At 62.5% G+C, this 13,513-nt stretch carries 14 protein-coding genes; 9 read left to right on the top strand and 5 right to left on the bottom strand.

Annotated elements, in window-relative coordinates; genetic code table 11:
- Positions 1–201 precede the first annotated feature (201 nt).
- The 8 genes from bioB to CNQ84_RS01630 all read left to right on the top strand — a co-directional run bounded on the left by bioB (position 202) and on the right by CNQ84_RS01630 (position 7,801).
- On the top strand, positions 202–1,251 hold the full coding sequence (gene bioB, locus CNQ84_RS01665; protein ID WP_096003172.1) for a biotin synthase BioB: 1,050 nt from the start codon (positions 202–204) through the stop codon (positions 1,249–1,251).
- A gap of 86 nt (positions 1,252–1,337) precedes the next feature.
- On the top strand, positions 1,338–2,504 hold the full coding sequence (gene bioF, locus CNQ84_RS01660; RefSeq protein ID WP_096003171.1) for an 8-amino-7-oxononanoate synthase: 1,167 nt from the start codon (positions 1,338–1,340) through the stop codon (positions 2,502–2,504).
- Complete coding sequence (locus tag CNQ84_RS01655) at positions 2,497–3,210, top strand: alpha/beta fold hydrolase (protein ID WP_065335789.1); 714 nt, start codon at positions 2,497–2,499, stop codon at positions 3,208–3,210. The genes bioF and CNQ84_RS01655 overlap by 8 nt, the downstream gene beginning before the upstream one ends.
- A complete protein-coding gene (bioC, locus tag CNQ84_RS01650) occupies positions 3,207–3,989 on the top strand; it encodes a malonyl-ACP O-methyltransferase BioC (protein ID WP_096003170.1) in 783 nt (260 codons plus the stop codon). Before CNQ84_RS01655 ends, bioC begins: the two co-directional genes overlap by 4 nt.
- A 10-nt stretch (positions 3,990–3,999) precedes the next feature.
- Positions 4,000–4,680: a dethiobiotin synthase gene (bioD, locus tag CNQ84_RS01645; RefSeq protein ID WP_096003169.1), complete on the top strand. Its 681-nt coding sequence runs from the start codon at positions 4,000–4,002 to the stop codon at positions 4,678–4,680.
- A 74-nt stretch (positions 4,681–4,754) separates the two neighbouring features.
- Entirely contained in the window at positions 4,755–5,063 is a 309-nt protein-coding gene (locus tag CNQ84_RS01640) for a hypothetical protein (protein WP_096003168.1), read from the top strand.
- A gap of 111 nt (positions 5,064–5,174) precedes the next feature.
- On the top strand, positions 5,175–5,822 hold the full coding sequence (locus CNQ84_RS01635) for a putative metalloprotease CJM1_0395 family protein (RefSeq protein WP_096003350.1): 648 nt from the start codon (positions 5,175–5,177) through the stop codon (positions 5,820–5,822).
- A gap of 173 nt (positions 5,823–5,995) precedes the next feature.
- A complete protein-coding gene (locus tag CNQ84_RS01630) occupies positions 5,996–7,801 on the top strand; it encodes a phenylacyl-CoA dehydrogenase (protein WP_096003167.1) in 1,806 nt (601 codons plus the stop codon).
- Positions 7,802–7,871: 70 nt separating this feature from the next.
- Here CNQ84_RS01630 and egtB read toward each other — a convergent pair whose 3' ends face one another.
- The 3 genes from egtB to yjgA form a co-directional block, all read right to left on the bottom strand.
- On the bottom strand, positions 7,872–9,086 hold the full coding sequence (egtB, locus tag CNQ84_RS01625) for an ergothioneine biosynthesis protein EgtB (RefSeq protein ID WP_096003166.1): 1,215 nt from the start codon (positions 9,084–9,086) through the stop codon (positions 7,872–7,874).
- Positions 9,083–10,063, bottom strand: a complete 981-nt coding sequence (gene egtD / locus CNQ84_RS01620; protein ID WP_096003165.1) for an L-histidine N(alpha)-methyltransferase — start codon at positions 10,061–10,063, stop codon at positions 9,083–9,085. Before egtD ends, egtB begins: the two co-directional genes overlap by 4 nt.
- A 107-nt stretch (positions 10,064–10,170) precedes the next feature.
- Positions 10,171–10,701 carry a ribosome biogenesis factor YjgA gene (gene yjgA / locus CNQ84_RS01615; RefSeq protein WP_096003349.1) on the bottom strand — a complete coding sequence of 177 codons (531 nt, stop codon included), beginning with the start codon at positions 10,699–10,701 and terminating at the stop codon, positions 10,171–10,173.
- 133 nt (positions 10,702–10,834) lie between these two features.
- Between yjgA and pmbA the strand changes: the two genes are divergently transcribed.
- Positions 10,835–12,190 carry a metalloprotease PmbA gene (pmbA, locus tag CNQ84_RS01610; RefSeq protein WP_096003164.1) on the top strand — a complete coding sequence of 452 codons (1,356 nt, stop codon included), beginning with the start codon at positions 10,835–10,837 and terminating at the stop codon, positions 12,188–12,190.
- Positions 12,191–12,384: 194 nt separating this feature from the next.
- Here the strand turns inward: pmbA and CNQ84_RS01605 are convergent, their stop codons facing one another.
- Positions 12,385–12,657, bottom strand: coding sequence for an HPr family phosphocarrier protein (locus CNQ84_RS01605; RefSeq protein ID WP_096003163.1), 273 nt, complete (start codon positions 12,655–12,657; stop codon positions 12,385–12,387).
- Positions 12,657–13,511 carry an RNase adapter RapZ gene (rapZ, locus tag CNQ84_RS01600; RefSeq protein ID WP_096003162.1) on the bottom strand — a complete coding sequence of 285 codons (855 nt, stop codon included), beginning with the start codon at positions 13,509–13,511 and terminating at the stop codon, positions 12,657–12,659. Before rapZ ends, CNQ84_RS01605 begins: the two co-directional genes overlap by 1 nt.
- Positions 13,512–13,513: the final 2 nt, after the last annotated feature.

Below are 13,513 nucleotides of genomic sequence, written 5' to 3'. Positions count from 1 at the left end.
ACGAGTGGCGGCTTTACAGGCGCAACCCGCAGGGCCGGGGCCATTTTTCGGCCATGCTGCGTTGTCGGTCGCTTATGTGGAATGACCACACTGCGCTCCCTCCGCCTCGCCTGGCCGAAAAATGGCCTCCGGCAGGCGGGTGAACGAAACGTCAACAGACCCTAGGACCGCCACGCGGTTCTCAGACAGATAACAGGGACAATACCCATGATCGCTTCCGTGACCCGCCACGATTGGACCCCGGCCGAGGTGCTGGCGCTGTTCAAGCTGCCGTTCAACGACTTGCTGTTTCAGGCCCAGAGCGTACACCGCCAGTATTTCGACCCTAACCGTGTGCAGGTTTCGACCCTGCTGTCCATCAAGACCGGTGCCTGCCCGGAGGACTGCAAGTACTGTCCGCAATCGGGCCATTACAACACCGGCCTGGACAAAGAAAAACTGATGGAAGTGGAAAAGGTGCTCCAGGCCGCAGCAGACGCCAAAGCTATTGGTTCCACCCGCTTTTGCATGGGCGCGGCCTGGAAGCATCCGTCTGCCAAGGATATGCCGTACGTGCTGAAGATGGTCGAGGGCGTCAAGGCGCTTGGCCTGGAAACCTGCATGACGCTGGGCAAGCTCACCCAGGAGCAGACGGAGGCGCTGGCGCAGGCCGGACTGGATTACTACAACCATAACCTGGATACCTCGCCCGAGTTTTACGGCAACATCATCACCACTCGCACCTACAGCGAGCGTCTGCAAACGCTGGCCTACGTGCGCGACGCCGGGATGAAAATCTGCTCTGGCGGCATTCTGGGTATGGGCGAGTCCCTGGAGGACCGTGCGGGCCTGCTGATTCAGCTGGCCAACCTGCCGGAGCACCCGGAGAGCGTGCCGATCAACATGCTGGTGAAGGTCAAGGGCACGCCCCTGGCCGAAGAAGAGGACGTGGACCCCTTCGACTTTATTCGCATGCTCGCAGTGGCCCGCATCATGATGCCCGAGTCCCATGTGCGCCTGTCCGCCGGCCGCGAACAAATGAACGAGCAGATGCAGGCCCTGGCCTTTCTGGCCGGTGCCAACTCCATCTTCTACGGTGAGAAACTGCTGACCACCGGCAATCCGCAGGCGGACAAGGACATGCGTCTGTTCGAGCGCCTCGGCATTCAGCCCGAGGCCCGGGAAGAGCACGCCGACGAAGTGCACCAGGCGGCGATCGAACAGGCGCTTATTGAGCAGCGCGATAGCAAACTGTTTTATTCGGCCGTCTGACGACGGCAGCCTCAAGCCATAAGCTGCAAGCCGCAAGCTGGTCTGCTGTGGCTTGAAGCTTGCTGCTTGTCGCTTGGAGCTTTCTGATGTCCTTCAATCTCTCCTCCCGCCTCGCCGAGCGCCGTGCTGCGCACCTGTATCGTCAGCGTCCGCTGCTGCAAACGCCGCAGGGCGTCGAGGTGCTGGTCGATGGCGAGCGATTGCTGAGCTTTTGCAGCAATGACTATCTCGGCCTGGCCAACGATCCGCGCGTCAATGATGCCTTTGTCGAGGGCGTGCGGCGCTGGGGCACGGGCGGTGGTGCATCGCACCTGGTGACCGGCCACAGTGGCGCCCACCATGCGCTGGAAGAGGCGCTGGCCGAGTTTACCGGCCGGCCTCGGGCCTTGCTGCTGTCCAGTGGGTACATGGCCAATATGGGCGCCGTGACGGCGCTGGTAGGGCAGGGCGATACCGTCCTGCAGGACCGGCTCAATCATGCGTCGCTCCTGGATGCCGGGTTGCTTGCCGGCGCGCGTTTCTCGCGCTACCTGCACAATGATGCGGCGAGCCTGCGTAGTCGTCTGGGCAAGGCGCAGGGCAATACGCTGGTAGTGACGGACGGCGTGTTCAGCATGGATGGCGACCTGGCCGATCTGCCGGCCGTGTGCGCCGAGGCCGCCAGTGCCGGGGCCTGGGTGATGGTCGATGATGCCCATGGCTTTGGCTGCCTGGGCGAGCAGGGTGGCGGCATCGTCGAGCATTTTGGCCTGTCGATGGAGCAGGTGCCGGTGCTGGTGGGGACTCTCGGCAAGGCCTTTGGCACGGCAGGGGCCTTTGTCGCCGGCAGCGACGAGCTGATCGAAACCCTGATCCAGTTTGCCCGACCCTACATCTACACCACCAGCCAGCCGCCGGCTGTGGCGCATGCCACGCTTACCAGTTTGCGTTTACTGCGTGACGAGCGCTGGCGCCGCGGCCACCTTGCTGCCCTGATACGCCGCTTTCGCGCAGGCGTTGAGGCGTTGGGGCTGGAGCTGATGGACAGCCCGACGCCGATTCAGCCGATTCTGGTCGGCAGCAGTAAACGTGCCCTGGCGCTCTCGGCGGCGCTGCGGCAACGCGGCATACTGGTCACCGCGATTCGCCCGCCCACGGTGCCCAAGGGGACCGCGCGCTTGCGGGTAACGCTGAGTGCCATCCATACCGAACAACAGGTTGATCGTCTGCTTGAGACACTGGCGCAGGCGCAACAGGAGCTGATTCATGAGTAATTTTACCCTGCTGCCTGGCTGGGCACTGGCGGCGAATAATTTGCTGCCTTTGCAGCAGGCCCTGCAGGAGCGCCTACCCGCGCTGAACATTCAGGTAGCAGAGCTGCCGCCCGGCTTGCAGATGTCGACCCTGGAGCCAGACCTGACTGCGTTGGCCGAAGCCTTGCCGGCTGGCTGGCTGGGTGGCTGGTCGCTGGGTGGCGTGCTGGCGGTGCAGCTGCAGCGACGCTTTCCCGAGCGCTTCCCGGGCGTGGTGACCATTGCCAGCAATGCCTGTTTTTCCGCGCGCGAGGGCTGGCCCGAAGCGATGGCGCCGGAGACCTTCAAGGGGTTTATCAGCGATGCCCGAGAGCAGCCCGAACGTGCACTCAGGCGTTTTGGTCTGCTGGTCACCCAAGGCGCTGACCGCGCGCGCGAGCTGAGTCGGCAACTGGTTTGGAGTGGTCTGGACCCGCTGCAGCGGGTCAACCATCTCGCGCTGTTGGGTGTGCTGGACAACCGTGTTGCGCTGCAGCGCTGCCAGCAGCCGGTGCTGCACTGTCTCGCCGGCGCCGATGCGCTGGTGCCGGCCGGTGCAGCGCAGGCGCTGGCGCAGCTAAACGAGCAAGCCGAGATCTGTGTGCTGCCCCAGGCCAGTCACGCGCTGCCGCTGGAGGCTCCCATCTGGCTGGCCGGCGAGATCGGCAACTGGCTGGAGCGGCAATGAACGCCGTTGCCATCGACAAGCGGGCGGTTGCTGCCTCCTTCAGTCGCGCAGCCAGCACCTACGACCAGGTGGCCGAGCTGCAGCGGCAGGTCGGCAGCAACCTGCTGGCGCGCCTGCCAGATGATCTGCAGCCGCACTCGCTGGTCGATCTTGGCTGCGGTACGGGCTACTTCACCCGAGCCCTGAACGCTCGATTTGAGCGCCCGGTGCTGGGGCTGGACATCGCCGAGGGCATGCTGTGTTTTGCGCGCACCAAGGGGCCCGAACGCGCGGCCTGGATTGCTGCCGATGCAGAGGCGCTGCCGTTGCGGGGCGACTCACAACACCTGCTGTTTTCCAGTTTGGCGTTGCAGTGGTGCCCTGATCTTGGGCGTGCGCTGAGTGAGGCCAGAAGAGTCTTGTTGCCGGGTGGCTGCATGGCCTTCAACACGCTGGTCGAGGGCACGCTTGGCGAGTTGCGTGGTGCCTGGGAGCAGGTGGACGGCTATGTCCATGTCAATCGTTTCATGCCGCTGGCGCAGCTGCAGGCCGTGCTGGCGGAAGCCGGTTTTGCGCGTTGGCACTGTGAAGTGGAAACCCATGTGCTGCATTACCCGCAGCTCAGTGCCTTGACCCATGAGCTGAAGGCCCTCGGCGCCCATAATCTGAATGCCGGTCGTCCAGGCGGCTTGACCGGACGCGCGCGCCTGAGGGCCTTGACTGCCGCCTATGAAACCTATCGTCAGGTTGCCGGTTTGCCGGCGACCTATCAGGTGGCCCAGATCATTCTGCACAAGTAGGTAATTCGTCATGAGCAAGCAGTACTTCATTACTGGTACCGATACCGAGATTGGCAAGACTACTGTGGCCGCCGGCCTGCTGCACGCCGCGCGCCTGCGCGGCCTGACGACCGCGGGCGTCAAACCGGTAGCAGCGGGCTGCGAGCGCACTCCCGACGGGCTGCGCAATGAAGATGCCCTGGCGCTGCAGGCCGAGTGCGAACCACCGCTGGCCTACGATCTGATTAACCCGGTGACGTTGGAAGCCGCTATCGCGCCGCATATCGCTGCGCGTGAGGAAAATGTACCGCTGACGGCGCAGGCGCTGGCGGGCGCCTGCCGGCAGGTGTTTGACCGACAGGCGGATCTGACCCTGGTCGAAGGAGCCGGTGGCTGGTGTGTGCCGCTCAACGACCAGGAACTGCTCAGTGAGGTGGCAATAGCGCTGAAACTGCCGGTGGTTCTGGTGGTCGGCATGCGTCTGGGGTGCATCAATCACGCGCTGCTCAGTTGCCGCGCGATTGCAGCAGACGGGCTGCAGCTGGCCGGCTGGGTGGCCAACCATGTTGATCCGGATATGGACCGGCAGGCCGAGAACCTGGCGACTCTGCGGCAACGGATCCAGGCGCCCTGTCTGGGCGTGGTGCCCCGGTTGGCAAAGGCTGACGCAGCGGCCGTGGCGGCCCATCTGGAGGTGTCGCCACTGGTCTGATGCGACCAGCGGTGTTGGGCCGTTTGCCCATTTGTGCTTGAATGACGGGAAACCTAATGTGAGAGGTGGTGCCCATGCCTACCCTTGACCTTATCTCATCTGGTCTGACCTCGGTACGCCAGGGTCAGAACCGTATCAATGCGGCGGCTTCCGAGATCGCCAGCGCCGGGCTGTCCGCTGATCCCGCGCTCAATGCGGCCCAACCTGCCCAGCCGGCTACCGGCCAGGCAGCAGCCTCTACGGCTGTAGAAACCAATCGTCCGGTCAATCTGGTCGACAGCCTGGTTGAGCTGCAGCAGGGCCGTCAGGAAGCAGAAGTTGGCGCGTCGGTAATCGACACCGCTGACGAGGTGCTTGGCACCTTGCTGGACGTTACTGTCTAGGCCACCCCCCGGACACCTGTCATGGTCAGTGTCGGTAGCAGTCTGCCCCCCGCATACCAGCCTTCGGCGCTGACCACGTTCACGGCTCGTAGCATTTCGATCAGCGAGCCAATGCCCCCCGGCCAGGCGGCCACGCGTTTCCCACCTGTTGACGAGTCAGATTCCGCTGCCGCACCCGGTACCGAGGGCGAGCAGGCGGCGGCTGCCGAGCAAAGCAAGCGCGAGCAGCTGAGCAAGGCTGAAGCCGAGCTGGCGCTGATTGAGCAGCAGGAGATTGCCGAGTTGGCTGCCCGCGACCGAGAGGTGCGGGCGCACGAACAGGCGCACGTTGCCGTTGGCGGGCAGTACGCTGGCACCGCCAGCTATACCTACGAACGAGGCCCGGACGGGCGGCAGTACGCCGTGGGTGGCGAGGTACCTATCTCTACGTCGCCTGTGGCGGGTGATCCGCAGGCGACTATCGACAAAATGGAGCAGGTGCGTCGCGCCGCCCTGGCACCGGCTGAACCCTCTTCAGCTGATCGCGCCATTGCTGCCCAGGCCGCACAGCTGATTGCTCAGGCCCGGGTTGAGCTGGCCACCGCCGAGACCGACGAGGGTGAACGGCCTGCGGCTGCATCCCGCGCGGGTGACCAAGACCCGGTGGATGATCAGTCCAGCGCTGACAGCGAGGGCGCAGAGGCTGCCGTCGCCGACCTTAGTTTGTATCGCAATATTGCTGCTGATTCCGGCGCTCCGTCACTTCAGGCCTCTGCCTGACTACCTCCTGCTACTCTCAATTTCAATGATGTCTTGGCATTCATGCCGGGGTTGACAACGCCTTGGCGTAAACGTATGTTTCAAACGTCTGTTTGAATCGGCTGCCGCGCAGCCACCACAACCGCAGCCTCGGCTGCCCGTGCATACTGATACAACACTTGAGGTCCAGTACCATGCCCGAATACAAGGCTCCCCTGCGTGACATTCGCTTCGTCCGCGATGAACTTCTGGGTTATGAAGAACACTATCAGAGCCTGCCCGGCTGCGAAGAAGCCACGCCGGATATGGTCAATGCCATTCTGGAAGAAGGCGCTAAATTCTGTGAGCAGGTGATTGCCCCGCTGAACCGCGTGGGTGACACCGAAGGCTGTACCTGGAGCCCTGAGGGTGTGACTACCCCGACCGGCTTCAAGGAAGCCTACCAGCAGTACGTTGAAGGCGGCTGGCCGAGCCTGGCCCACAACGTGGATCACGGCGGTCAGGGTCTGCCCGAGTCGCTGGGTCTGGCCATCAGCGAGATGGTTGGTCAGGCCAACTGGTCCTGGGGCATGTACCCGGGCCTGTCCCATGGCTGCATGAACACTCTGGATGCCCACGGTACCGACGAGCAGAAGCACACCTACCTGCCCAAGCTGGTCTCTGGCGAATGGACTGGCACCATGTGTCTGACCGAGCCGCACTGTGGTACCGACCTGGGCATGCTGCGCACCAAGGCCGAGCCGCAGGCTGATGGTACTTACCAGGTGTCTGGCACCAAGATTTTCATCTCTTCCGGCGAGCACGACATGTCGGAGAACATCATCCACATCGTGCTGGCTCGCCTGCCCGATGCACCGGCCGGCACCAAGGGCATTTCCCTGTTCATCGTGCCCAAGTTCCTGGTGAACGCCGATGGCGAGAAGGGTGAGCGCAACGGTGTCACCTGTGGCTCGCTCGAGCACAAGATGGGCATCCACGGCAACGCGACCTGCGTGATGAACTTCGACGGTGCTACCGGCTACCTGATCGGCGAGCCGAACAAGGGTCTGAACGCCATGTTCACTTTCATGAACACTGCGCGTCTGGGTACTGCACTGCAGGGTCTGGCACACAGCGAAATCGCCTTCCAGGGCGGTATCCAGTACGCCCGTGAGCGTCTGCAGATGCGTTCGCTGACCGGCAACAAGGCACCGGAAAAGCCGGCTGATCCGATCATCGTTCATCCGGACGTGCGTCGCATGCTGCTGACCATGAAGGCGTTCACCGAAGGCAACCGCGCCATGGTGTACTTCACTGCCAAGCAGGTCGACATTCTGAAGAACAGCCAGGATGCCGAGCAGAAGAAGCAGGCTGACGCCATGCTGGCGTTCCTGACGCCGATCGCCAAGGCGTTCATGACCGAAGTCGGTTTTGAAGCGGCCAACCACGGTGTACAGATCTACGGTGGCCACGGCTTTATCGCCGAGTGGGGCATGGAGCAGAACGTGCGTGACGCTCGTATCTCCATGCTGTACGAAGGCACCACCGGTATTCAGGCCCTCGACCTGCTGGGTCGCAAGGTTCTGATGACCCAGGGCGAAGCGCTGAAGGGCTTCACCAAGATCGTGCACAAGTTCTGCCAGAACAACGAGGGCAACGAAGCCATCTCTGAGTTTGTCGCACCGCTGGCTGCGCTGAACAAGGAGTGGGGCGAGCTGACCATGAAGATCGGCATGGCCGCGATGAAAGACCGCGAAATGGTCGGCGCTGCGTCTGTGGACTATCTGATGTACAGCGGTTACGCCTGCCTGGCCTACTTCTGGGCTGACATGGCACGTCTTGCTGCCGAGAAGCTGGCTGCCGGTACCGCGGAAGAGGGCTTCTACAAGGCCAAGCTGCAGACTGCCCGTTTCTACTATCAGCGCATCCTGCCGCGCGTTCGCACTCACGTTGAGGCGATCCTGTCCGGTGCGGACAACCTGATGGACATGGATGCTGACAACTTCGCGCTGGGCTACTGATTCAGCGACGCGTTAGTGCCAGTAAGAAGGCCGCCCCGGTAACGGGGCGGCCTTTTTTAATGTCTGAGGTTCAAAGATTGCGCGCCAGGCGCAGTCCGCTGAATTGCCACTGCGCCGCGGGCGGGAAGAAATTGCGGTAGGAGGGTCTGCTGTGACCCGCCGGGGTGGCACAGGAACTGCCGCGCAGGACCATCTGGTTGATCATGAATTTGCCGTTATACTCGCCCACGGCACCAGCGGCCGGCTGGTAGCCGGGGTACGGTAAATAGGCGCTGTTGGTCCATTGCCAGACCTCGCCGAACAGCCCGGCAAGGTTGGGCTCGGCGCGTGCCGCATGCTCCCACTCGGCTTCGGTTGGCAGTCGCGCACCTGCCCAGCGCGCATAGGCGTCCGCTTCGTACAGGTTGATATGACACACGGGCGCGTCGCGGTTTAGCGGGTGCAAGCCCGCCAGGGTGAAGGCAAGCCAGTGTTGATCGGCATCCTGCTGCCAGTAGAGGGGAGCCTGTGCCTGCCGCTGGCTGACCCACTCCCAGCCGTCGGACAGCCACAGTTCGGGGCGTTGGTACCCGCCGTCCGCGATAAAGGCGATAAAGTCGCCATTGCTGACGTTGCGCTCGCCGAGTAGGAAGGGTTCCAGCCAGACCCGATGACGCGGGCCTTCGTTGTCATAGCTGAAGCCGTCGTCGTACGCGCCTATTTCACACAGCCCGCCCGGTATGGCTCGATAGGCAGATGCTTGAGCGATGCCCGCAGCGCACGCCTGTTCAGGCGCTGCTGCTCGCCAGGCGGGCTGCAGCGGATTGCAGGAAAAGTGGTGCTTCAGGTCGGTCAGCATTAGCTCCTGATGCTGCTGTTCATGCTGTAGGCCGAGGGTCACCAGGCTAGCGAGGGCGCTGTCTTGCGGTGTGTCAGCCAGCACCTGCTGCAGCTGCTGGTCAATCTGCTTGCGGTAGGAGAGCACCTCCTCCAGGGTTGGCCGTGATAGCAGGCCACGCTCGGCGCGCAAATGACGTTCGCCAATGCCCACGTAGTAGGAGTTGAACAGCACTGTGTAGCTTGGATCGATCACCTTGGGCGGCTGCGGTAATGCGGCGAGCACAAAGGTTTCAAAAAACCAGGTGGTATGCGCCAGATGCCATTTCAACGGGCTGGCGTCGGCCATGGATTGCAGTTGGCAATCCTCGGCACTGAGTCCGCGAATCAGGTCCAGCGACCGTGCACGCACCTGAGCGTAGTCGAATGGCAGGCCGCCGCTCGCCGCTTGCTGGGCCAAACGGTTCATGCCGGTTCCGCCAGGAAAACGCCGAACCAGTTTTGCGGGTCGGTCCAGTAGTGGCTGCAGCGCATCCCACTGGCGGCGAGCAGGGCGCGAAATTCGTCGACACTGTATTTATGGGAGTACTCCGTCACTATGTGCTCGCCGGCGCCAAAGTAGCGGCGGGTGTGGCGGGCCAGTCGCACACTGTGCCGCTCGCGGGCAACCAGCTGCATCTCGATGCGCCGATGGGCTTCGTCGAAGCGGACATGATGACGGAACAGCTCGGGTTGGAAATCGGCATCCAGCTCTCGGTTGACGACGTTGAGAATATTCAGGTTGAACGCGGCAGTGACGCCGCTGGCATCGTCGTAGGCGGCCTCCAGTATGTCGCGAGGCTTGAGCAGGTCGGCGCCAATCAGCAGGCGTCCGTGTTCCCCGCAGTGGGCGCGTATGCGCCTGAGAAAGCGCATGGCATCGCGGGGCTCGAAATTGCCGATGGACGACCCGGGGTAGAAGAAGACCGGGGGGTGACCCGGGCGCTCGGCTAGCACATGCTCCAGCTCAAGCTGTTGGGTGAAGTCGCAGACCACACCGACACACTCGATATCCGGGTTCTCCCTGGCGACGGCGGCCATGGAGCTGTGCAGAAACTCTCCGGCGATGTCGACGCCGATCACGCGCGCCGGCTGCACGGCATTCAGCCACTGCTGCGTCTTGCTGCAGTCGCCGCAGCCGAGATCAACCCACTGCGGGGCGTCCGGCAGTTGCGCGCTGATAGCCTCGCGGTAATCAGAGAAAATCTGTGCCTCGGTGCGTGTCGGATAATACTCGTCGAGGCGACAGATGTTGGTGAACAGCGCGCAGCCACGGTCATCGTAAAAGTACTTTGAGTCGATGCGGGCGGTTGGCTGCAGCAGGCCCTGCAGAAGGTTTTGCAGTTCATCCTGAGCCGGCAAGCGCAGGGTGGTCTCGAGTCGCGGCAGATCAAGGGCAAGGCTCACGTAGCATCATCCTCTGCAGGTTAAAGTTAAAACCTAGCAGCGGTCGGCGCGTAGCGCCAAGATGAGTGGGGCGCGTGTCCCTGAGCTGTGATCCAGTACCGGCCGCTTCAGAGCCCCTTAGCGTCGTCAGCCAGCAGGCGAATGGCCTTGAACAGCTTGCGGGCTGCGGCTGGCGGCTTGTTCTGTTCGGCTTCTCGATTGGCCTGGCGTACCAGTTGGCGCAGATGCTGACGATCGGCGTCGGGATAGGCGAGCATGAATAATTCCAGCTCGTCCGCACGGCCGGTCAGCAGGCGGTCACGCCAGCGCTCAATCTGGTGGAAGTGCTGATTGTGCGCCTGGCTGCCGCTGTCGAGCAGATCAACGTATTGCTGGATACGCTCCACATCCTGGTCACGCATGAGCTTGCCGACGTAGCTCATGTGACGCTTGAGTGCGCCCCGGGCGGTATGCCGATGTGCTTCGGCCAGCGCCAGACGCAGCTTGTCGGTCAGTTCCAGCTTGGCCAACTGGTCGGGTTTGAGGGCGATCAGGCGCTTGCCCAGATCCTGCAGGGCATCCATTTCCCGCTTTATCTGGGTTTTGCTTTTACCCTCGTCTTCGGGTTCGAGCGCGTCGTCTTCGTGAAATTCGGTCATGGTGTTCCTGTCGGCGGTGCCGCACAGCTGGCTTTCGGGCCGCACATGATACTCCTTTGTGGTGTTGCGAGACCAATGCGTGGTGGCGTCTGCCGGTAAGCTCGCTACAATGGCCCTCTGTTTTGGAGGTGATATGAGCGCGAATACAACCAGCGTAGCCGAAAGTCCGCAGGCGCTGCGCGAGATGCTGGAGCAGCGGGTGGCCTTTATTGTCGAGGAAGCTCGGCGCCAGGGGGCGACTGCCAGCGAAGTCGGCGTCAGTCAGAACACCGGCCTATCGGTCAGTGTGCGCAACCGTGAAGTGGAAACGGTCGAGTTCAATCGCGATCAGGGCTTTGCCATCACACTCTATGCGGGCCAGCGCAAGGGCAGCGTGAGCACCTCCGATACCTCGGATGAAGCCATTATCAAGGCGGTGGAGACGGCCCTGGTGATTGCCCGCCACGCGAGCGAGGATCCCTGCGCCGGGCTGGCGGATGCCGAGCTGATGGCTGCCGAGCTGCCCGATCTGGATCTGTTCCACCCTTGGCAGCTGAGCGCCGAGGACGCCATCGAGCGTGCATTGCGGCTGGAAGCGGCGGCGCTGGATGTCGATCCGCGCCTGGTAAGCGACAGCGCGCAGATCAGCACTCAGCAGGGCTGTCGGGTATACGGCAACAGTCATGGCTTCATCGGTAGCGCGTTGAGCAGCCGACACAGCAGTGCCGCCATTCTCATTGCCTCGTCAGAGCAGGGCATGCAGCGCGACTACTGGTATGCCGTGGATCGCGTGCCCGAGCGGCTGGCCAGCGAGCAGTCGGTCGGTCATAAAGCCGCCCAGCGCACGCTCGCGCGTCTGCAGCCACGCTCGGTGAAAACCGCCAAGGTGCCAGTGCTGTTCGCCGCCGATCAGGCCGCCGGTCTGGTTGGTCATTTGTTTGGCGCCATCTCCGGCGGCGCAGTCTATCGTGAGTCTACTTTCCTGCTGGATGCCATGGGGCAGCCGGTCTTCCCTGACTGGATGCGCATGCACGAAACGCCCTATCTTCTTCAGGGGCTGGGTAGCTCAGCCTTTGATGGCGATGGACTGCAAACCCGTGAACAGGCGTTTATCGATCAGGGCCGCCTGACCAGCTGGCTATTGAGCACCTACTCCGGTCGCAAGCTGGGCTTGCCCAGTACCGCCAACGCGGGTGGCGTACACAACCTGCAGGTCAGCAGCAATGCTGGCGACCTGGATGTGCTGCTCAAGGAAATGGGCACCGGCCTGCTGGTGACCGAGTTGATGGGGCAGGGCGTGAATGGCGTCACCGGCGATTACTCCCGCGGCGCCGGTGGCTTCTGGGTCGAGAACGGCGAAATCCAGTACCCGGTCAGCGAAGTCACCATTGCCGGTAACCTGCGCGACATGTACGCCAATCTGCGCTGCGTCGGCTCCGACGTCGAGCGCCGCGGTAACTATCTGACGGGTAGTTGGTTGGTGGATGGGATGACAGTAGGGGGCGCGTAGCGCCCCCTACTGTCTAGCCGCAAGCTTCAAGCTGCAAGTAAAACCCGCGGGGCTTTGAGTTGCGCGGGTTTTCTTTTGGCTGCGCATGGCAGCAAAAAAACTGAGAAGCACTTGACGGCCTAGCCGCCGAACACACTCTGATTACGTTTGCCGTTTGCCGTTTGCCGTTTGCCGTTTGCCGTTTGCCGTTTGCCCTATTCCCCTTCCCCGAAATAATCGTTGATCAGCGCCAGCAGGGCGGCCATGGCTTCGTCGGCCTGGTCGCCCTCGCAGCTGATACAGACCTCGGTGCCTTTGCTGGCGGCCAGCATCATTACCTGCATGATACTTTTGCCGTCCACCTGATCGTTCTCATCCAGCCCGATGCCGACCTTGCAACCATATTGATTGGCAACGCCAACAAATTTGGCGGCGGCGCGGGCGTGCAAGCCGAGCTTGTTGATGATGAGGACGCGGGTGTTGGGCATCAGGGCAGGTCGCGGTGACGGATCAGAAGGTTCGGTGTTGTGCGGCCGAGGGCCTCGACCAGGCGCTCGGCAATATAGACAGAGCGGTGATGGCCGCCGGTGCAACCAACAGCGATCGTCATGTAGCTGCGCTCGCTGGCAGCATAGCGCGGCAGCCACTTGCGCAGATAGTAGACGATATCCTGAAACATGTCCTCGACCTCGGGCTGAGCGGCCAGATAGTCGCGCACGGGCTGGTCGCGGCCAGAGTAGGCGCGCAGATCAGGCATCCAGTAGGGGTTGGGCAGGCAGCGTACATCGAACACCAGGTCGGCGTCGGTCGGTACCCCTCGTTTGAAACCGAAGGACTGAATCAGCACCGACGGCTGACTACCCTGGGCACCCAGCAGGCGCTGCTTCAGCTGGTCGCGCAGCTGGTAAAGGTTGAGGTGGCTGGTATCGACCTTGAGCGTGGCCAAATCGATGATCGGCTCAAGTATTTTCAGTTCCTGAGCCAGTGCCTCGCCCAATGACAGCTGGTCGTCGGTCAGCGGATGCTTGCGGCGGGTTTCGGAAAAGCGCTTGATCAGCACTTCGTCTCTGGCCGCGAGAAACAGGATGTCGCACTGCACACCGGCATCGCGTACTTCCTTCAGCAGCTGAGGGAAGCGCGCCAGGTCGTTGGGCAGGTTACGGGCATCGATGCTGATAGCAACGTCGGGCACGCTGAAGTCATTGAGGCTGGCCTGGCGGGCCAACTCCGGTAGCAGGCCGGCGGGAAGATTGTCGATGCAGTAGAAACCGTTGTCTTCCAGCAGGTGCAGGGCGGTACTTTTACCCGAGCCGGAACGGCCGCTGACGACAATCAAGCGCATGG

Origin of the sequence: Pseudomonas abyssi (genome assembly GCF_002307495.1) — a bacterium.
In the GTDB taxonomy this organism is placed as follows: domain Bacteria; phylum Pseudomonadota; class Gammaproteobacteria; order Pseudomonadales; family Pseudomonadaceae; genus Halopseudomonas; species Halopseudomonas abyssi.
This window is presented reverse-complemented; position numbering and strand designations above follow the sequence as displayed.

What these genes read in the sequence shown, in the direction of transcription:
- bioF (WP_096003171.1), top strand. Translation starts at nt 1,338, where the DNA reads ATGTCCTTCAATCTCTCCTCCCGCCTCGCCGAGCGCCGTGCTGCGCAC.
- CNQ84_RS01605 (WP_096003163.1), bottom strand. Translation starts at nt 12,657, where the DNA reads ATGCCCAACACCCGCGTCCTCATCATCAACAAGCTCGGCTTGCACGCC.
- egtB (WP_096003166.1), bottom strand. Translation starts at nt 9,086, where the DNA reads ATGAACCGTTTGGCCCAGCAAGCGGCGAGCGGCGGCCTGCCATTCGAC.
- CNQ84_RS01655 (WP_065335789.1), top strand. Translation starts at nt 2,497, where the DNA reads ATGAGTAATTTTACCCTGCTGCCTGGCTGGGCACTGGCGGCGAATAAT.
- CNQ84_RS01640 (WP_096003168.1), top strand. Translation starts at nt 4,755, where the DNA reads ATGCCTACCCTTGACCTTATCTCATCTGGTCTGACCTCGGTACGCCAG.
- yjgA (WP_096003349.1), bottom strand. Translation starts at nt 10,701, where the DNA reads ATGACCGAATTTCACGAAGACGACGCGCTCGAACCCGAAGACGAGGGT.
- bioC (WP_096003170.1), top strand. Translation starts at nt 3,207, where the DNA reads ATGAACGCCGTTGCCATCGACAAGCGGGCGGTTGCTGCCTCCTTCAGT.
- CNQ84_RS01630 (WP_096003167.1), top strand. Translation starts at nt 5,996, where the DNA reads ATGCCCGAATACAAGGCTCCCCTGCGTGACATTCGCTTCGTCCGCGAT.
- rapZ (WP_096003162.1), bottom strand. Translation starts at nt 13,511, where the DNA reads ATGCGCTTGATTGTCGTCAGCGGCCGTTCCGGCTCGGGTAAAAGTACC.
- bioD (WP_096003169.1), top strand. Translation starts at nt 4,000, where the DNA reads ATGAGCAAGCAGTACTTCATTACTGGTACCGATACCGAGATTGGCAAG.
- CNQ84_RS01635 (WP_096003350.1), top strand. Translation starts at nt 5,175, where the DNA reads ATGCCCCCCGGCCAGGCGGCCACGCGTTTCCCACCTGTTGACGAGTCA.
- pmbA (WP_096003164.1), top strand. Translation starts at nt 10,835, where the DNA reads ATGAGCGCGAATACAACCAGCGTAGCCGAAAGTCCGCAGGCGCTGCGC.